Genomic DNA, 18,413 nt, shown 5'->3' with positions numbered 1-18,413 from the left:
TTCCATCCTCGGAGGGCCTCGACCCCTATCCAGCGACCGACGCGCCCAACCCGACTACACTCTCAGCTGCGAAGAGCCGGTAAAACCCTCGGCAATCGACTTCAGATCGAATGAGCTTGCAGTCAGACTCTTCGACGAGGTTTCCATCAAACTCTGGGTTCGTGCAGTCACCTGGACCAGTTGCTCAATGTTTGCTTCGAGTGCCTTCTGCTGGCCGTTGGCTGCATCGGCAAGCTCTCCTAGCTGACGCTGCAGTACATCAGTCTGCTCGCTTGCCTCAGAGCGGAACCGAGCTAGTGAGTCTGTCGACGTTGCTTGCAATTGGGCGAGCAGTTCGGCGTGGGATTGGCGATCAGCCTGCGCCTGCTCTCTTGCCGCAGAAGCCGCAAGCGCGTATGCCTCCCGGTCTTCTCTGGCCTGGGTCTGAGCCGAAGCCAGCATGTGGCTGATGCTGGAGCTTGTTGAGTCCGCGTTTTGCACGCTCGCCTTCTCCATACGCTCTAGTGCCTCTCCGACCTGACCACTCAGCGACGCAACCGAATCAACCAACCCTTCTGATGCTGACTTCATCGCGCTGGCCTGGGACTGACCCATGCCCTGGAACGCATCGCTGAACCGGTCGACGAGACTTTCGAAGACTTCACCCGACTGTCGCGAGGTTGCATCGGAAAGATTTTGCATCGCCGGGGCAAGCGCTACGTTGATTGCGCCGATGATTGCGGTTTCCATATCGCTGCTCAAGCTCTGGACGGACTTCTGGAACTCAACACCGATCTTCTCGTGCAGTTCGTTGAGCGATTGGGCGATTTCTCGGGTGTTGCCCTCAACCTTCTGAATGCCAAACTCGGCCGAGTAACGCTCGAAATAGCCGTCGACGTCTGAGACGAGCGCGTTAATGGAGCGAGAGACTTCATTCTGCCGACGCGATAAGATAGATGTAGCGAATAGGCTCATTGCCACTCCGATTCCGGAGGCCATGAATGAAAGTCCCGCTGTGTTCAACAGTGTCATCACGCTTGCTTGCAATACATCGATCTCAACGTCATTACTGAGGTCGAGTCCACTGAGCCCGAACGTGAGTTTGAAGAATGTTCCTGCCACACCCACTGCGATGAGTGCGCCAGGTAAGGCCTGCGTCCATCGATTCTCGAACAACCCGGTCGCAATTGAATGTGAGTTGAAGAAGAAACTTGCCTCAATTGTTGACCGGGTTTGATTCGTGTACCGGTCTTCAACAAGTGTTTCGTCGTACTCGGTCCATACTTCCCTGACGAGAGTGGATGCTTTTGCAGCCCGTTGGCGTGCTTCAATCCGAGAACGCTTCGCGACACCGAACAGTTCTTGGATTTCGACGATACGCGCCTTTGCGGTGGTGACCTCTCGTTTCGTCGACCAAGCGAAATGAAGGAACAATATGACGATGACAATGATGGCTGCAATAAAGACAGCCCAAGTAAGGAACACCCAGATACTCACGGAGTCCAAGCCTTTCAGGGGTAGTGGTAGGCCCCTCGCTTGGTGCCAGTCCAGGTGGATCATTCTCACTTCAGTGGAGGTGCTATAAGCGTGGGGATACTCTAAGTATAGGGGCACTTAGCAGTTGCGGGTGTAGTCGTCGGTCCAGGGACTGTGGACCACTTCGAAAGTCTCTGTCGCACCTACCCCAACGAATCCCAAGCCATCCGCTGCCGCAACGCCGGCGCCAGCACCAGCGCCGCCAGCACACTCCCGGCCAGCAGCACCCACGCCCCGAAGTACGTGAAGAGCTTCAACTCCGGTGCCAACTGCGGGCCGAAGTCTGCGGCCATGAGGATCACTCCCCCAAGGATCAACGCTGTCGAGACGATCACCTGAATGAACTGCTCAACCGTCGACTTGAGCAGGTTCTTGATCATCGAGATGTTCAACCCGCTCGTCCCGACATCCAAGGTCCCATCCTGCAGATGCCCGGCGATCCGAGCGACCTGCGCCGGCAGCTCGGCCATCTGCGGCACCGTCGCCGCGAAGTAGAGCGTCAACTCACTGCGATCAACACCCAATCCCCCGACCTGACGCAGCAGGTCCTTCCCATTCCGGGTCACCAACGTAAGCAGATTGAGACTCGGATCAAGCTTCATGATCGAACCCTCGAGCGTGCTGATCGCCCGGAAGGCTGTGGCCACCGAGGTCGGCATCGGGAACCCGAAATCGACGACGAAATCGATGAGCTCACCGAACAGCGCCGCAGAGGTCGACCCCGGCCGGCCATCCCCGTACTTGAGCATGATCTGCCCGATCTCCCGTTGCAGCTCCCGCAGATCGACATCGCTCGGTGTGCCCAACAGCTCGAGGATCGCCGCGGTCGCCGCCTGCGAGTTCTGCGAATCGAAGGCCATGAGCAGCAACGCGATCGCCCGCCGATCCCGCTTGTCGATGAACCCGACCGCCCCGAAATCGACCAACCCGGCGCGCCCCGCGGACGAGACGACGATATTGCCCGGGTGCAGATCCGCATGGAAGATCCCCTTGCCGAGCACCTGGCGGACCACCATGAGGAAGAGATCCTGAGCGATCTCACCCCGGGCGATGCTCGAGAGGTCCGCAACGATCTCCGAGGCATGCGACAACGGCACCCCCTCGACGAGGTCCATGACGATGACGTACTCCCCCGACAGCTCGGGGTAGACATTGGGGATCTGCACGACCGAGGGACGCAGCGACTTCGACCGTCCGGCCTCATCTGCCTCCCGCAGGGCTTCGATGTGGGCAAGCTCGCCCCGGTAGTCGAGCTCCCCCATGAGGGAATCGACGAAGCTGTGCGCGAGCTTGACGACGCCGACCTTCTTCGCCCAATCCGTCGACCGTTCGAGCCGCTCGGCCAGGGTGAGCACGATGTCAGCATCGGCTTTGACCTGCCGACGGATCTTCGGCCACTGCACCTTGACCGCGACGACCTGACCTTCCCACGTCACCGCACGGTGAACCTGAGCCACCGACGCGGCCGCGAAGGGGACTTCGTCGAACTCCGCGAACACCTCGGCGACGGGACGACCCCACAGGGCCTCCAACTGGCCTTTCACCTCGGCGAAGGGAACCGGCGGAACGCCGGCCTGGAGTTTGGAGAACTCCTCGACGAACTCGTGCGGAATCATGTCGCCGCGGGTGGCGATGAACTGTCCGAGCTTGACGAACGTCACCCCGGCCGCCGCCAGCGCATCACGGGTCGTCGCCGCGATCTCGCGAAGCGACACGCGCAGGGTCGGGATGCGGGGTTTGAGGTAGCGGGCGAGTCCGAACTGGATGAGGATCTTCTGGACTTGGGCCAGCCGGTTGACTCGGCGATACCAGGTGGGGATCTTCGGAGCCGAGCGCAGCACGGAGGACAGCGTGCCGGTGGGCATGACGAGTTCGATGGCGAGGAGGACGAACATCTGGAGGACGATGGCCCACGCGAAGAGGAGGAGGAAGACCATGATCGCGGGGAAGCTCATGTCGAGGCTGGGGTACGTGTTGTCCTCGGAGATGCCGAGGAGCTTGTACGCCTGGAGGGTGATGGGCCAGATCGAGAGGCCCATGATGAGGGAGACGACGATGTTGCGGGCGGCGCCGGTGCCGACGATCATCATCCGCCGGACGAGGAAGCCGACGATGACAGCGTTGATGAGACCCAATCCGATGGAGTAGAGGATCGTCATCTAGGCTCCTTGTCGTTCCGGGGACAGTGCCGAGTCGCTGGTTCGTGTCCAGGGCTCGGGTCCGGGGTGCGTCCGGGGTCCGCGGCCAGGGCTCGGGTTTAGGGCTCGTGTCCAGCATAGTGGATGAAGTCTGAGATCTCTCTGGTCAGAGGGTGCGCTGGGTCCCCGTCGTCCTCTCCCCTGCGCTCAGAGTGCGAAGGGCGCCGAGGAGGTCGGTGATCTCCGGTGCCGTGTCGAGTTCGGCTGGGACGAGGGCGCTGATGCGCCTCGTGCCGACTTCGGCGATCGAGATCGCGGCGATCCCGTCGATCGCGGTCGTACGCCGGGCGCTCTGTGGGAGCAGGGCCACGCCGAGGCTGTTCGACACCAATGCTTGGATCGCACCGGGATTGTCGGTGATGTGCCGGGTACGCGGTTCGAAACCGGCGCGCCGGCAGAGACGTTCGGCGGTCGATCGGCAGCGGTCGCAGCCCATGATCCAGGGCAGTTCGGCGACGTCGGCGAGCGTGTGGATCTGCCCCGCCCGGTTCCAGCGTTCGGGGACGAGGAGGTCGAGACGATCCTCGCCGAGGTCGATCGTCGTTGCGCCCTCCAGCTGCGGTGGGTCCTCGTCTTCGTGGTGGAAGACGAAGGCGACGTCGATCGCGCCGTTGTCGAGGAGGACGAGCGCTTCGGGCGGTTCGGCTTCGACGACTTCGTAGGAGTGGCGGGTGACGGCGTCAGGCTGGTCGGCGGCGCCCGTCTCGAGGGTCCCGAGGGCGGCGGCCAGCGGTCCGATGACGAAGCTCGGGAAGCCGGCGAGGCGGACGTTGCGTCCGCCGAGGCCGAATGCCGTGGACAGGTCGCGGCGGAGTCCGGTCACCGAGGCTGCGACTTCGGTGGCGCGGATGAGGGCGAGTTGGCCGGCGGTGGTGAGGACGATGCCGCGTGGAGTGCGCTCGAAGAGGGTGACGCCGAGGTCGTTCTCGAGGGCACTCATGTGTTGGGAGAGCGCGGGCTGGGACCAGCCGATCTCGCGGGCTGCAGCGCCGAGGCTGCCGGCGTCGGCAATGGCGCCGAAGAGGAGAAGGCGTTTCGGATCGCCGGTGGCGAGTGCCTGGTCGAATTGCTGTGACATAAGTAAAGCTTATGCGAAGGCAGTCGGAAGTGGGTCTACTGCTTGAGTCTCTGTTGATTCAGACTGGAAGGGCATAAGAGTTGCGGTTCTGCCGGTCAGGGTTCCTGTCCGTTCACGGATCTGCGGCAGATGGTTCGGACGATGAGGAGACTGACGGTGCGGAGAATCGGACTGCTGGGCGGGATGAGCTGGCACTCGAGCATTGAGTACTACACGAAGATCAATGCGGCAGTCGCCGAGCGCCTCGGCGGTCACCACTCCGCGCAGATCCTCCTCGACTCGTGTGACTTCTCAGGTATCCGCGACTTCCAGATTGCCGAGGACTGGGAGGGTGCGTCGGCGGCGTTGGCGGCGACCGGACAGCGTCTCGCCGATGGCGGCGCCGAGGCGGTCGCCATCGCGACGAACCTCATGCACAAGACCGCACCGACCATTGAGGCGACCGTTGACGTGCCGCTCATCCATATCGTCGACTCGATCGCTGCCATGGCAAAGGAGCGCGGGTACTCGACGCTTGCTGTCCTCGGGACGAAGTGGACGATGCTCGACGGCTTCTACACCGAGCGCCTCGAGGCGAAGGGAATCACGACGCTGGTCCCGGACGAGGCGACGTGCCTCGAGGTCGATCAGATCATCTGGGACGAACTCACCCGGGGCAAATTCACCGATGCCTCGCGTACTCGTTACATCGAGATCATGCAGGCACTCGCCGACCGGGGCGCCGACGCCGTGGCCCTGTCGTGCACGGAGATCGGTCTGCTCGTTCCGCCCGAGGTCGCTCCCCTGCCGGCGATCGACTCAGTCGACGCCCACGTCGCCGCGATCGTCGAGTGGATGATGGCGGATGAGATGGCTGCCTGCGAAGCTGATATGCATCCAGACCACCTTGGTGTCACAGCGTAGAAGCCGCACCCGACCAGTCGATCCATGGTCCACATGCAAGTCCTGTCGACGGATCACACTGATTGCAGTCCCGCTCAATACCAATCGACTCGCAAGTAGTGCGTTATGAGCACAAACATCGGTACGCTACAGGTGACGTGCGGTGCATCGAAGGAGAATGACCGCCGACCGAAGGGCTCGTGTCATGGAACTACTGTATGTTGTAAATCTCCAAGTTGATGGTCAAGACCCGTTCGAACGCATCATCCGACACATATGCACATGGCTCAGCGGACCAAACGTCAAGATCGAGCCAGCAGACTTTGCTTCAAACGGTTCTTGTAATCTGGAACCTGCCAGGGCTCCGGACGGCAGGCAAGATCGATATGGCGAGTGGGAGGTAATCACCCTTCCCAAAATGAGGGGAGTTAAGCTAACCGTAGCACAACACGTCAGCTCAATCCTCGACGTCAAAACAAGAGTCACGGTCACTGAGATAGATGGAATCACAAATTTTCGAGTAGGAATCAGTCGCGAAACATCGAAACAGCTAATGGCCCCAATGAAAAGGACGGCGGTCTACCAGCCAGGAATACTTCGTCTTCTCGATACCGACGAAACTCTCGATCTTAAATACAAGCAGCAGACGGTTGAACGCCGATACATTCAAGTGAAAACAGTTGCTGAAGCTAACACGGTCACATCAATACTTCCGAGTAGCGAACGGCTTCCGATAGCAATCGTACACGTACGAACACCTGAAACATGGGATTTGGCTAAAGAGCTCGCGAGTAAGCTTCTTGGGCTAGTCCGAACAATTACAGTCAATCATCACACAGCTCAGATCATTGGCGAGCACGACCCTCGCGCAATGGTTCCATTTGCAGGATTGGCGATCGTATGGCCTGGACTACACTCGGACCCACTAACGTTCTCAGCAAACCGAATTGCTATTCTTGGTCCCGATCAGGTTCGCGAAACTTTAGCCTTGACGATCGGAGCACTTGCAGCGCTCAGTAATGGCGAAGACGTTGGATGGAAAACTGTAAGGAATGCCGCCGAGCGAGCTCGCATGGCAGAGCTTTCAACTAGGGTCGAGCATGCTCGTCAGTCCGGCGACACCAAAGAGCAAATATCCGCCCTGAAAGAGCAGATTGAAGCACTCGAAATAGCGAAGAACGATGCAGAGCAGGTCGGCGAAGATGCCCTGGAGCAGGCAGACAATCACGGCTTACGTGCAAAGAAGCTCGAATCAGAGCTTTCCGCGGCTCGCGACGAGACAGAGATGTGGAAGTCTTCTTATCTCAAAATCGCCGGAAGCAGCTCAGAAGAATCGGCGCCGGAAACCTTGGATTTATGGGACAAAATTAAGCCGCTTGAGACGGCTAAGGATCCCTCAGAAGCCTTCTTGTCGATTTCTGATGCTGCATCAGGTAGCTTGATTTTCACTGATCGCGCACACCGTTCATGGCAGGATATACAGTATCCAGATCCTGATGACATGACGAGTAAACTAGTCAGTCTTGCGCGAGCTTCAGTGGCCTTATATGAACAGAAGGGAGGAGATTTCCCCCATCTGGACACATGGATGAAGGAGCAATTTGGCCTCACGATAGCTCTTACTGATCAGACTATTTCCAAGTGGAAACGGAAGGAAATGAGATGGTTAAATGATTTCGAATTTGAAGGTCGGCACTTGAACGCAACTCCGCACGTCAAGGTGCGGGATGCTGTGAAGTTCAATGAATGTGGGCGAATTCACTTTGCTCTTGACTCTGAAAATTCTAGATTGGTGGTTCAGCATGTAGGAATAAAAACCTACAAATAGTGAGGATTCAAAATCGGATCACTTCGGTGCATTGTTAGATTGCCGAACACCCAAAGATTCTAAAATTTGCCCGCCAGTATGCTATTTGCACTGGGTCCAGCTTATCAAGCATCATGATAGCACGTGTAGGAAGGGCCGCGCCTTTACCGTGGATTCTATGAACTCATCGGTTGGCTCCGAAAGCGAGACAATCGCCCCTCCCACGCCATAGGTGAGTTGACCATAGGACAACACCGCAGCTCGGATGAGGACGCTGAGGTCTACGGCACCGTCGAGAGAGAAGAAGCCGATTGCTCCGCTGTAGACACCGCGAGGACCGGCCTCGAGGTCGTCGATGATCGACATAGTGCGGTGCTTAGGTGCTCCCGTCATTGATCCTGGCGGGAATGCTACTCTGATGCACTCGACCGACGTTGCGTCATTTCGCACTTGAGAACGAACCGTCGAGACGAGCTGATGGACCGTCGCGTAAGTCTCGACGTCGAAGAGCTTTGCGACCTCGACCGAGCCGACTTCGGCTGTCACGCCGAGATCATGACGAACGAGATCGACGATCATGAGATTCTCTGACCGGTCTTTCACCGACGTCTGCAGGTCGGCTTTTAACGCTTCATCCTCTTCTGGGGTACTCCCCCGCGGTCGCGTGCCTTTGATCGGCTTCGACTCGGCGACTCCGTTCGCCGAAATCCGAACGAAACGCTCCGGCGACGTGCTCAGGACGTTCACCTCGGGCGACTTGAGGAATGCTCCGAACGGTGTGGGGTTGTCTCGTCTCAGATCCCCGTATGTCTGCAGCGCGTCTCGAGTCCACGGCATTTCCAACATGTTCGTCAGACAGACCTCGTACGTCTCACCGTCGTTGATGAGTCGCTGTGCTTCAGCGATGAGTTCGAGATACTCAGTTCGCGAATGCCGTGCTTGCAGCTCCGGAGGAAAGTCCGTCAGCATATCCGGTTCTCGACTGCGTACTGCTGGTCCTACTGCCCTAGAGTCCGGCTTAGCCGTATCCAGATCTGACTCGATCGCATCGATCCGGCGAGTGGTCTCATCGAACCACGCTCCACAGTCATCCTCAGTCACGCCTTCGTTGCTGAGAGCCAGGAAATAGACACTCCCTTGTTCATGATCCACGACGAGAGCCCTATCCAATAACATCATCAGCGCGTCCGGGTGCTCGGACGCATGCTTCCCTGGCGAACCGACCTCAGCCTTGAGTTCGTATCCCAGATATCCGACCCACCCCAGACGGAATGCGAAAGGCAGTTCGGCGATCTCAACTGACTGCACGAGCTCTGTCGAATTTAGATCGGCATCGAGCCAATCAAAGAATTCGGAGCGAAGAGTCTCCGTCCCGTCGGCTGACCGCACCTCAACCGTCCCCGCTGGGACGTCTGCTGTGACCACTCGACTCAGCGGCCCGGTTGGTGCACCCATGATCGAGAACCGCGAATCCGGATGCCCCGGCATGTTACCGTCAAGCCACACCGCTTCAGGCTCATCGGCGAACAGTGCGGTGAAGACGTCGGAGGACGGGGCATTCATCGGCAACTTCCGCACATGCAGCGTCACCGTCCGCTGCTCGTGGACTGCCGAGTCGCCGACGCCGCCAGCAACATCCTCGACCTCTTCGCTGCGAACGAAGCGCTCTCCGGAAGCCGGACGAATATCATGCGACATATTCCGTCGACTGGTGCGTCTACTCGCGCGCGGCGAATCCTGTCCAGCCCACCATTCCTCCGTCATCCGCCGGAAGTTCCGCAGCAGCTCGGCCGCGTGCTCGGTCGCGATCGACTCCGGATGGAACTGCACACCCCACTGCGGCCGCGTTTTGTGCGCGAGCCCCATGAGCACACCGTCATCCGACCACGCAGTCGGCTCAAGGCTCGACGGCAGTTCGGCAACAGCCAACGAGTGATATCGCGCGGCCACGAACGGCAACGGCAGACCATCGAACAGGCCCGTCCCTGAGTGCGAAATCTCCGAGACCCGACCGTGTCGCGGCTCGGGCGCGTGCGCGATCGTCCCGCCGTGAACATACGCGATCCCTTGATGCCCGAGACACACACCGAGCACCGGAATCTCCGCTCGGGCAATGACATCCGCACAGATCCCGAAGTCTGCCGGCTCCACCGGCGTTCCGGGCCCCGGGGAGATCACGACATTGTCGAACTCGTCGAGCACTTCGAGCGAGTAAACGGCCCAATCATTGGGCACGACGACCGGCTCACAGCCATTCACCTCGGCGAGGAGATGGAAAAGATTGAACGTGAACGAGTCAGCGTTGTCGATGAGTAGCGTGCGCACCGAGTTCGAGCTACCTTCCGGACGCTGGGCAACCTGGCGCGGGGTTGCTGAGCGACCGGAGGGTTGCTGAGATTCGCCCCGCGAAGCCGGCTGCGGCGCAGTCGACGCGGTCACTGCGGTCGGCGTGGTCCCTGCGGTCGGCGTGGTCACTGCGTTCGACGCGGTCTCTGCGGTCACGGGTGGAGCCAGGTCAGCCGAGGACGAGCCGACGGGTCGAATCCGACAAGCCAGCGGCCGCCTCGGCACGGAGGGACTCCTCGGTGTCCGCACCGGCACGGACGTACCGGCCGGTGAACGCATCGAGCGACCCCGAGGCCAAAGCCAAGGCCAGGCCCGTGACCTGCTCGGGTGTCGTCCAGTCGCCCTCGGTGCGGAAGTCGTGGACGGGCATCGACTTCGTCATCGCGGTCTCGACGACGCCGGGCGCCATCTCGAAGATCCGCAGCCCCTGATCGTGTCCGAAGTGGACGACGGAATCGGCGATTCGGAACAGCGACGCCTTCGACGCCGAATAGACCGCGTACGCCGGTGTCCCCGTCGCACCCGAGCCCGAGTTGAGGTCGATGATGCGGCTGGGACGCCCGGTCGCCTCGGCGGCGGCGATGAGGACGGGCGCGAACGCGTTGACCATGAGCGCGACACCGAGGACGTTCGCCCCGACGACCCCCGCGAGACTTTCCGGATCGGCGTCCCACAGCGGTCCCTCCGTCGACTCGATGCGCCCGGCATTGTTGACGAGCACCTGCAGTCGCTGCCCGGTCTCCGTCTCGAGCGCGGTCACCGCGGCCTTGAGCTCGGCCACCGAGACGGGATCATCGACGGTGAGCCCGAACCCGGTCACCTTCCCGCCGGTCTCCCCCGCAATCTCCGCGGCGGCCTCCCGAGCCTTGACCGCCGAGGTGGCTGTGACGACGACACGGTAGCCAGCACGGGCGAACGCCTCGGCGAGGTGCCGGCCGATGCCCCGTGCCCCACCGGTGATCAGCGCGATCGTCTCCGCCGGGACCGCGGTTGCCTCAGCGGCACCGTCACCGGCAGGCAGGTGCGTGCCGTAGGGAAGCTTCTCACTCATGGTCGGGACTCCTCAGGGTCAGCGGTCGATCGGACAGGTCAGCCGGCCGACCCAGCCGGCCGGCCGACACGCGGACGGCTCAGCCTCGGACGACTGCTCCGTGGCGTTCGGCGGCCAAGGCCGTCGCCGCCTCACGCATCGCCGAGGCCTCATCGGCCTTGAGCGTGCGATCCGGCGCCCGGAAGGTCAGCCGGAACGCGAGCGACTTCTTGCCCTCGGGCAGCTGGTCACCGGTGTAGAGGTCGAAGATCTCGATGCCCTCGAGATCCGCTCCCGCTCCCTCGACGAGCGTCGCCTCAAGCGTCTGCGCGGGCAGATCCTCATCGACGACGAGCGCGACATCCTGGCGGGACACCGGGTACGTCGACAGCGCACCGTCCCAGGTCCGCAGGTCAGCCTGCGCAAGCAGGGCGTCGAGGTCGATCTCGAAGGCGACCGTGCGGGCCGGCAGTCCGAGGTTCTCGCACACCTTCGGGTGCAGCTCGCCGGCCGAGCCGAGCACCTCACCGTCGGCGAGCGTGAACGTCGCCGCCCGACCCGGATGCCACGGGGCACCCCGTTCGGCTGCGACACTCACACCGACACCGCTGATCGCAGCGACCCGGCGGACGATGTCGATGACGTCGGTCGCCTCCGCGCGACGGCCCTTGCCCCAGAGGCCGGGGAACTCGACGTGACCGGCGACGACACCGGCGAAATGATACGGCTGGGCCGGCACCGAGGCGTAGATCTCCTCGAGCTCAGCCTCGGTGGGATGGTAGCCCGGCAGGAACCGCGGTCCCGGCTTGCCCGGCAGACCCTCCGTGGTCGAGACGAGCCCGGCCTCGAAGAGCGCGACGTCCTTGGCTCCGCGACCGAAGTTGCGCACCGCGACATCGAGCAGCGTCGAGAGCAGGGTCGTGCGCATGAGCGGCAGATCCTCGGACATCGGGTTCGCGAGCCGGATGTGCTGGCGGCGCGGATCGTCGGCCTCGAGCCGCAGGTCGTCATCGCGCTTCGCCGAGGTGAACGGGTAGCTGTAGACCTCCGTGAACCCGTCCGCGGTGAGCAGGTTCGAGATCCGACGCCGGGCCCGCTGCGCTTCGGTGAGTCCGGAACCGGCACGGGCGGCCGGCTGGATCGAGGGAATCCGGTCGTAGCCGCCGGTACGCGCGACCTCCTCGACGAGGTCGATGTCCGCGGTGAGGTCGGGACGCCAGCTCGGCACCGTGACGCGCAGGACCCCGTCACCGAGGTCGTCGACGTCGGCGCCGATGCCCTCGAGGAGGGACACCACCTCGGCGGGGGTGTAGTCGACACCGACGACAGCGGACACCCGGTCCACGGCGAGGTCGATGACCGTCGGAGCCGGGGCCTCACCGATCTGCGTGGTCGCGGCACTGAGCGTGCCGCCGGCGAGCTCGACGAGGAGATCCGCACAGCGCCTGGCCGCGACCGGTCCGAGCGTCGGATCGACACCGCGTTCGAAGCGACGCGAGGCCTCCGAGGAGAGCTTGTGCCGACGCGAGGTGCGCGCGATCGAGATCGGGTCGAAATGGGCGGCCTCGATGACGACGTCGGTCGTCTGATCGCTCACCTCGACGGCGGCACCGCCCATGACTCCGGCGAGGCCGATGATCTTCGACGACCCGTCCACACCGCGGTCGGTGATGAGCAGGTCCTCGGCGTCGAGGGTGCGCTCGACGTCATCGAGGGTCGTGAACTTCTCCCCCGCCTCGGCGCGACGGACGACGATCTCCTCGCCAAGCAGCGCCGTGTCGTAGGCGTGCAGCGGCTGGCCGAGTTCGAGCATGACGTAGTTCGTGATGTCGACGGTGAGGCCGATCGGACGCATGCCCGCCTCGAGGAGGCGGTGGCGCATCCAGTACGGCGTCGCCCTGGTCGGGTCGATGCCGGTGACCTGGAGTGCGGTGAAGACGTCGCAGCCGGGCACGCCGTCGATGGGACGGACGTCGTCGATGACGACAGGGAAGCCGTCAGCGGTGGGGGCGTTCACCTCGGCGACATCCGGGCTTCCGAAATCGGTGAAGGACTGGCCATTCATCTGGGCGTACTCACGGGCGATGCCGCGCATCGAGAGCTGGTACCCGCGGTCGGGGGTGACGTTGACGTCGAGGGTGACGTCGTCGAGGCCGAGGAGGGCGATCGCGTCGTCGCCGGGCTCGCCGGTGAGACCGAAGTCGGACAGCACGATGATGCCGCCGTGATCGTCGCCGAGGCCGAGCTCAGCGGTCGAGCAGATCATTCCGTCCGAGGTGTGACCGTAGGTCTTGCGGGCGGCGATGTGGAAGTCACCGGGCAGGACGGCGCCGGGCAGGCACACGACGACGAGGTCGCCGGGTGCGAAGTTGTGGGCACCGCAGATGATGCCGCGGCTCGGACGCTCCTCACCGGGCTGCGGGTCCTTCGGGTCATCAGCGGCCTCGTTGTGTTCGGGTCCGACGTCGACACGGCACCAGTTCACGGTCTTGCCGTTCTTGTGCTCTTCCTTGACGAGGTCGAGGACACGGCCGACGACGAGGGGTCCGGACACCTCGGCGCCGAAGAAGTCCTCCTCTTCGAGTCCGATCGCGGCGAACTGCGCGGCGAGGGCGTGCGGGTCGGTGTCGGCCGGGTAGTCGACGTAGTCAGCCAGCCAGGAGAGTGGGACGCGCATGTATCAAGCCTTCATTCCGAAACGGGCCGAGAAGCGCACATCGCCTTCGACCATGTCGTGCATGTCATTGATGCCCTCGCGGAGCATGAGCGTGCGCTCGATGCCCATGCCGAAGGCGAAGCCCTGGTAGACCTCGGGGTCGATGCCGGCGGCGCGGAGCACATTGGGGTGGACCATGCCGCAGCCGCCCCATTCGATCCAGCCCGGCCCGCCGACCTTGTTGGGGAACCAGAAGTCCATCTCCGCGCTCGGTTCGGTGAACGGGAAGAAGCTCGGGCGCAGTCGGGTCCGCGACTCCGGCCCGAACATCTCGCGGGCGAAGCCGTCGAGGGTGCCCTGGAGGTTCGCCATGGTCAGGCCCTTGTCGATGGCGATGCCTTCGATCTGGTGGAAGACCGGGGTGTGGGTGGCGTCGAGCTCGTCGGTGCGGAACGTCTTGCCGGGGCACACAACGTAGAGGGGCACGCCGCGTTCGAGCAGGGACCGCGACTGCACTGGTGAGGTGTGGGTGCGCAGGACGAGGCCGGCTTCGGGTGGGTCGACGAAGAACGTGTCCTGCATCTGCCGAGCCGGGTGGTCGGGGCCGAAGTTCAGCGCATCGAAGTTGAGCCATTCGGCTTCGATCTCCGGGCCCTCGGCGACCTCCCAGCCGAGGCCGATGAAGTAGTCCGCGGCCTGTTCCTGGATGAGGGCGAGCGGGTGGCGAGCACCGAGGCCGCGCCGGCCGCTGGGCAGGGTGACGTCGATGGACTCCTCGATGAGGACGGCGGCGTCGCGTTCGGCTTCGAGCTCGGCCAGGCGTTCGTCGTGGGCCTTCTTCACCAGTCCGCGGGACTTGCCGACGATCTTGCCGGCGGCGGCCTTGTCGGCCTTGTCGAGTCCGCCGATCGCCCGGTTCGCCAGTGCCAGCGGGGCCTTGTCGCCCATGAAGTCGATCTTCGCCGCCTTGAGGTCATCAAGGGTGCGGGCGTCCGCGAACGCCTGCAGCGCCGTATCCACGGCAGCCTGCACGGCTGACTCGTCCAAGGGGTCGAGCTGGTCTGTCATCGAAGTCCTTTGTCGACTGCTGTGATCTCGGCATTCGACTGGTCATTCGAATGCCTCTCTGCCGCAGATCAGTCTATCGTCTCGGGGACTCGTGGTCGGGCGGTCGTCCGGGTGGCGGTCGGGGACGATGGCGGAGTTCCGGGTCCACCTCGCCGAGGTGACCGTACGGAGCGTTCGTCCGCTCAGTCCCTGTGATCGAGAAGTCAGTGCCCTTGACGGTTTCACGCGCTACTGTCGGAACATGACGACGAATGAGAGCGATGTCCCAGTCAAGGCGTCCGATGTCATGGTCCGTGCCCTCGAGAACGAGGGTGTCGAACGAATCTTCGGGATCCCCGGCGAGGAGAACCTCGACTTCCTCGATTCGCTCAGACGCTCGAACATCGAACTCGTCATCACCCGCCACGAACAGGCCGCCGCTTTCATGGCGGCCACCTACGGTCGTCTCACCGGCAAGCCCGGTGTGTGCCTGACGACTCTGGGCCCCGGCGCGCTCAACCTTGCCACCGGTGCCGCGTACGCACAGCTCGGCGGGATGCCGATGGTGATGATCACCGGACAGAAGGGCATCCTCACCGCCGAGCAGGCCCGCTTCCAGATCGTCAACACCGTCGCCGCGATGGGACCGCTGACGAAGTCGACCCACCAGATCATCTCGCCGAGGATGATCCCCACGATGGTGAGAGAGGCGTTCCGCGTCGCCGTCGACGAACGCCCCGGTCCCGTTCATCTCGAACTCCCCGAGGATGTCGCCGGCACCCCCGTCGAGCACTACGATCTCATTCCCCCGCACCCGATCCAACGGCCTACCCCGTCGAACGAGGCGCTCATTGCCGCGGCCGAGGTCATCCGCAATGCGAAGCGCCCCCTGCTCATGCTCGGGGCCGATGCCTCGCGAGCCGACTGCAGCTGGCCGCTCGCCGAGTTCGTCCCCCGCGTCGGCATCCCCTACTTCACGACGCAGATGGGCAAGGGCACGGTCTCCGGCTCGACCGGCCTCTACATGGGCACTGCGGCGCTGACCGACCGTGACTACGTCCACGACGCGATCGAGCAGGCCGACGTCATCGTCACGATCGGCCACGACACGACGGAGAAGCCGCCGTTCACGATGGACGAGCACGGCCCCACCGTCGTTCACCTCGGATTCCGTGCCGCAGTCGTCGAGCAGGTCTACTTCCCCCAGTACGAGGCGGTCGGCGATCTCGGACCCACGCTCATGCGCCTCGGCGACATGCTCGAAGGGCAGGTCCCCAACGCAGGCGCGCTGCTGCCGATGCGCGAGGAGATCCTCACGAAGATCGAACAGGGGTCGAACGACGACCGGTTCAGTCCGCAGCGGATCGTCCACGAGGTGCGCCGCGTCATGCCGGTCGACGGGATCCTCGCCCTCGACAACGGCATGTACAAGATCTGGTTCGCCCGCAACTACCGCACCACCAGGGCAAACACCGTCCTCCTCGACAATGCGCTGGCGACGATGGGGGCGGGCCTGCCCTCGGCGATCGGGGCGAAGCTCACCCACCCCGAGTGCCGAGTCATGGCGATCTGCGGTGACGGCGGGTTCATGATGAACAGCCAGGAGATGGAGACCGCGGTGCGGCTCGGCCTCGACCTCGTCATCCTCATCCTCGAGGACAACGCGTACGGGATGATCCGGTGGAAGCAGGCCGTCGACGGGCTGACGGACTACGGGATGACGTTCGGCAACCCTGACTTCGTCACCTACGCCGAGTCCTACGGTGCCAAGGGGCGTCGGGTCGAGGACATCGCCGACTTCCACGATGCCCTCGAGTCGGCGTTCACCGAGGGTGGAGTCCAGCTCATCGTCGCCCCGATCGACTACACGGAGAACGTCCGCGTCCTCATCGAGGAGCTGCGGGACCGGTAAGTCGTTCGGGCGTTGCCCGGAATCAGACCGACCCCCGCCGAGGCGGCCCACCGTTATCGCCCAGCCCTCCTACTCGACGGTGACGCCGAGTTCGCGGGCGAAGAGGTCGGCGAAGACCATGAGCTGCTGCTCGTCGATCGTCGTGCCACGCAGCGAGTGGATGCCCGAAAGCCTGCGCGGGGCGAGTCCGCGCAGGTCAACGCCGCCGAGGCTCGATCCGTCGAGCTGGAGGTCGGCGATCGTCGTGTCCGGGAAGGCGACGAGCTTCGCGGTGCCCATGCCGAGGTCGAGTTCGTCGATCGCGCACCCGCGGAACTCGACGTCGGTGAGCTTCGCCGACCGCAGGTTGAGGTAGGAGATCCGGCAGTTCTCGACGACGACCTTCTCCCACACGCTGTCGACGAAGACCCCGGCTCCGATCCGGCCCCCGCTGATCTCGGTGTTGAGCAGGTTCGCTCGCGGCATCGTCAGGGTGTCCGCGCGGGAGTCGACGAGGCGGACCCCGGAGAGCCGCGCCCCGGTGAAGTCGGCGTGCGCCTCGGCGTCGCCAAAGGTCACCCTGGTGAAGGCCGAGTCAAGGAACGTCGTGCCCTTCGCATCCACCTCGGCGAGGTCGAGGTCGGTGAAGTCGCGCCCTTCGAGGAACTCGTCGGGACCGATGTCGCCGAGGAGGCCCTCCGCGAGGTTCGCATGGTCAATGGTCGGCAGCTTCGGTGCGGCGGTCGTCATGTCTGCACACTATCGCCGAGCGATGACGCGGCGTGTGAGCGCCTCTCGATCAACGGTTCGGTGAAGAATCGACGCTCCGCCGATCACTGCCACTCCTCGATCAACGCCGGGCTCGAATTCCGCGTCGCTCGCGACGCGGAATTCGTGCTGCGCGTGGATCGAGCGTCGGAGGACCGTCGCCGCGTGGAACGAGGGCTAGCGGGTCGACTGCGCGCACGCAGTCCCGGAGGACCGTCGCCGCGTGGATCGAGCACCGCGACCAGCCCATCGCGCCGCCCCTCCCCTGCTACATCCGCTGGTTGCGCGCGGATTCGAAGATGCAGATACCGGCGGCGGTGGCGAGGTTGAGGCTCTCCGCCTGACCGTAGATCGGTACGGCAACGGACGCGTCAGTGACCTCGAGGTCCTCGGGCCGCATGCCCCAGGCCTCGTTGCCGAAGACCCACGCGGTGCGGGCGGAGAGGTCGAGACCCGACTCCCACGGGTGGTGGAGGTCGTGGGCGGCGCCGTTGCCGTCGGCGGCGAGGACCTGGAGGCCCCGGGCCCGGGCGAGTTCGGTCACCTCGGGCAGGCCGACTCCGATGACGACAGGGATGTGGAAGAGGGAGCCGGCGGTCGAGCGGACGGTCTTGTCGTTGTAGACGTCGACCGATGACGAGGTGAGCACTACGGCATCGGCACCGGCTGCATCCGCGAGGCGGATGATCGTCCCGGCATTGCCCGGGTCACGGACCTGGGAGAGGACGACGATGAGCTGGGCGTCCTTCGTCACGACCGAGGTGAGGTCGACATCGAGGGTCCGGCACACGGCGACGACTCCCTGGGAGTTCACGGTCGAGGCGAGCTCGGTGAGCACCTCCTCGGTGACGATCGAGAGGAAGACCCTGCTGTCCTGGGCGGCTGCGACGAATTCGGGATGGGACTCGGCGGCCGCCTCGGTGAGGAAGAGCTCATCGACGGCGTCAGGGGAAGCCAGCGCCTCACGGACGGCCTGGGGACCTTCGGCGAGGAACCTGCCGGCAGCACGACGACCTCGGCGGTTGAGCAGCTTCGCAGCGTTCTTGATCCGCTTCGACTGCGGGGAGGAGATGACGTCGGGAAGCTTCATGGCTCGCTTTCGGGTCGGTGAGGCGGACGGTCGGAGAGACGGTGACACTGACGGGGGTAGAGGAAGTGAGGCAGACGGTCAGGGAGGCGGCGACAGGACCGCGCG

At 63.5% G+C, this 18,413-nt stretch carries 12 protein-coding genes; 3 read left to right on the top strand and 9 right to left on the bottom strand.

Going from position 1 to position 18,413, the window contains the following annotated elements; all coding sequences use genetic code 11:
* Window positions 1–54: 54 nt before the first annotated feature.
* The 3 genes from zorA to EZE58_RS01015 form a co-directional block, all read right to left on the bottom strand.
* The gene (zorA, locus tag EZE58_RS01025) at window positions 55–1,476 is read right to left on the bottom strand and encodes an anti-phage ZorAB system protein ZorA (protein ID WP_167559608.1); all 1,422 of its coding nucleotides are present in this window, start codon (window positions 1,474–1,476) and stop codon (window positions 55–57) included.
* Window positions 1,477–1,658: 182 nt separating this feature from the next.
* Window positions 1,659–3,674, bottom strand: a complete 2,016-nt coding sequence (locus EZE58_RS01020; protein ID WP_167559606.1) for an AarF/UbiB family protein — start codon at window positions 3,672–3,674, stop codon at window positions 1,659–1,661.
* A 145-nt stretch (window positions 3,675–3,819) separates the two neighbouring features.
* Complete coding sequence (locus EZE58_RS01015) at window positions 3,820–4,791, bottom strand: LysR family transcriptional regulator (RefSeq protein ID WP_167559604.1); 972 nt, start codon at window positions 4,789–4,791, stop codon at window positions 3,820–3,822.
* A gap of 156 nt (window positions 4,792–4,947) precedes the next feature.
* Between EZE58_RS01015 and EZE58_RS01010 the strand changes: the two genes are divergently transcribed.
* Both EZE58_RS01010 and EZE58_RS01005 read left to right on the top strand, forming a co-directional pair.
* Entirely contained in the window at window positions 4,948–5,694 is a 747-nt protein-coding gene (locus EZE58_RS01010; RefSeq protein ID WP_346773166.1) for an amino acid racemase, read from the top strand.
* A gap of 157 nt (window positions 5,695–5,851) precedes the next feature.
* The gene (locus EZE58_RS01005) at window positions 5,852–7,501 is read left to right on the top strand and encodes a hypothetical protein (RefSeq protein WP_167559600.1); all 1,650 of its coding nucleotides are present in this window, start codon (window positions 5,852–5,854) and stop codon (window positions 7,499–7,501) included.
* A 111-nt stretch (window positions 7,502–7,612) separates the two neighbouring features.
* Here EZE58_RS01005 and pabB read toward each other — a convergent pair whose 3' ends face one another.
* From pabB to pheS, 4 genes are all read right to left on the bottom strand, one after another.
* Window positions 7,613–9,982 (bottom strand): aminodeoxychorismate synthase component I, encoded by a 2,370-nt coding sequence (pabB, locus tag EZE58_RS01000; RefSeq protein WP_342474205.1) that lies wholly within the window; start codon window positions 9,980–9,982, stop codon window positions 7,613–7,615.
* A 13-nt stretch (window positions 9,983–9,995) separates the two neighbouring features.
* A complete protein-coding gene (locus EZE58_RS00995; RefSeq protein WP_167559598.1) occupies window positions 9,996–10,877 on the bottom strand; it encodes an SDR family oxidoreductase in 882 nt (293 codons plus the stop codon).
* A 79-nt stretch (window positions 10,878–10,956) separates the two neighbouring features.
* On the bottom strand, window positions 10,957–13,533 hold the full coding sequence (pheT, locus tag EZE58_RS00990) for a phenylalanine--tRNA ligase subunit beta (RefSeq protein ID WP_167559596.1): 2,577 nt from the start codon (window positions 13,531–13,533) through the stop codon (window positions 10,957–10,959).
* A gap of 3 nt (window positions 13,534–13,536) precedes the next feature.
* On the bottom strand, window positions 13,537–14,580 hold the full coding sequence (gene pheS, locus EZE58_RS00985; RefSeq protein ID WP_167559594.1) for a phenylalanine--tRNA ligase subunit alpha: 1,044 nt from the start codon (window positions 14,578–14,580) through the stop codon (window positions 13,537–13,539).
* Between the two features lie 241 nt (window positions 14,581–14,821).
* On the opposite strand from pheS, the gene EZE58_RS00980 reads away from it, so the two are divergent.
* On the top strand, window positions 14,822–16,471 hold the full coding sequence (locus EZE58_RS00980; RefSeq protein ID WP_095376506.1) for an acetolactate synthase large subunit: 1,650 nt from the start codon (window positions 14,822–14,824) through the stop codon (window positions 16,469–16,471).
* 69 nt (window positions 16,472–16,540) lie between these two features.
* On the opposite strand, the gene EZE58_RS00975 is transcribed toward EZE58_RS00980, so the two are convergent.
* Both EZE58_RS00975 and EZE58_RS00970 read right to left on the bottom strand, forming a co-directional pair.
* Window positions 16,541–17,200 (bottom strand): pentapeptide repeat-containing protein, encoded by a 660-nt coding sequence (locus EZE58_RS00975; protein ID WP_095376505.1) that lies wholly within the window; start codon window positions 17,198–17,200, stop codon window positions 16,541–16,543.
* 286 nt (window positions 17,201–17,486) lie between these two features.
* Window positions 17,487–18,308: an RNA methyltransferase gene (locus tag EZE58_RS00970; protein WP_095376504.1), complete on the bottom strand. Its 822-nt coding sequence runs from the start codon at window positions 18,306–18,308 to the stop codon at window positions 17,487–17,489.
* Between the last annotated feature and the right edge of the window lie 105 nt (window positions 18,309–18,413).

Source organism: Brevibacterium sp. LS14 (genome assembly GCF_012027885.1).
Lineage (GTDB): Bacteria > Actinomycetota > Actinomycetes > Actinomycetales > Brevibacteriaceae > Brevibacterium > Brevibacterium casei.
The sequence above is the reverse complement of the archived record's forward strand: the minus strand, read 5'-3'. Positions and strand labels throughout refer to the sequence as shown.

Bases quoted from the DNA above. Each gene is read 5' to 3' on its own strand.
- EZE58_RS00970 (WP_095376504.1), bottom strand. From the start codon at position 18,308: ATGAAGCTTCCCGACGTCATCTCCTCCCCGCAGTCGAAGCGGATCAAG.
- EZE58_RS00995 (WP_167559598.1), bottom strand. From the start codon at position 10,877: ATGAGTGAGAAGCTTCCCTACGGCACGCACCTGCCTGCCGGTGACGGT.
- pheT (WP_167559596.1), bottom strand. From the start codon at position 13,533: ATGCGCGTCCCACTCTCCTGGCTGGCTGACTACGTCGACTACCCGGCC.
- EZE58_RS00975 (WP_095376505.1), bottom strand. From the start codon at position 17,200: ATGACGACCGCCGCACCGAAGCTGCCGACCATTGACCATGCGAACCTC.
- pheS (WP_167559594.1), bottom strand. From the start codon at position 14,580: ATGACAGACCAGCTCGACCCCTTGGACGAGTCAGCCGTGCAGGCTGCC.
- EZE58_RS01020 (WP_167559606.1), bottom strand. From the start codon at position 3,674: ATGACGATCCTCTACTCCATCGGATTGGGTCTCATCAACGCTGTCATC.
- EZE58_RS00980 (WP_095376506.1), top strand. From the start codon at position 14,822: ATGACGACGAATGAGAGCGATGTCCCAGTCAAGGCGTCCGATGTCATG.
- EZE58_RS01015 (WP_167559604.1), bottom strand. From the start codon at position 4,791: ATGTCACAGCAATTCGACCAGGCACTCGCCACCGGCGATCCGAAACGC.
- EZE58_RS01005 (WP_167559600.1), top strand. From the start codon at position 5,852: ATGACCGCCGACCGAAGGGCTCGTGTCATGGAACTACTGTATGTTGTA.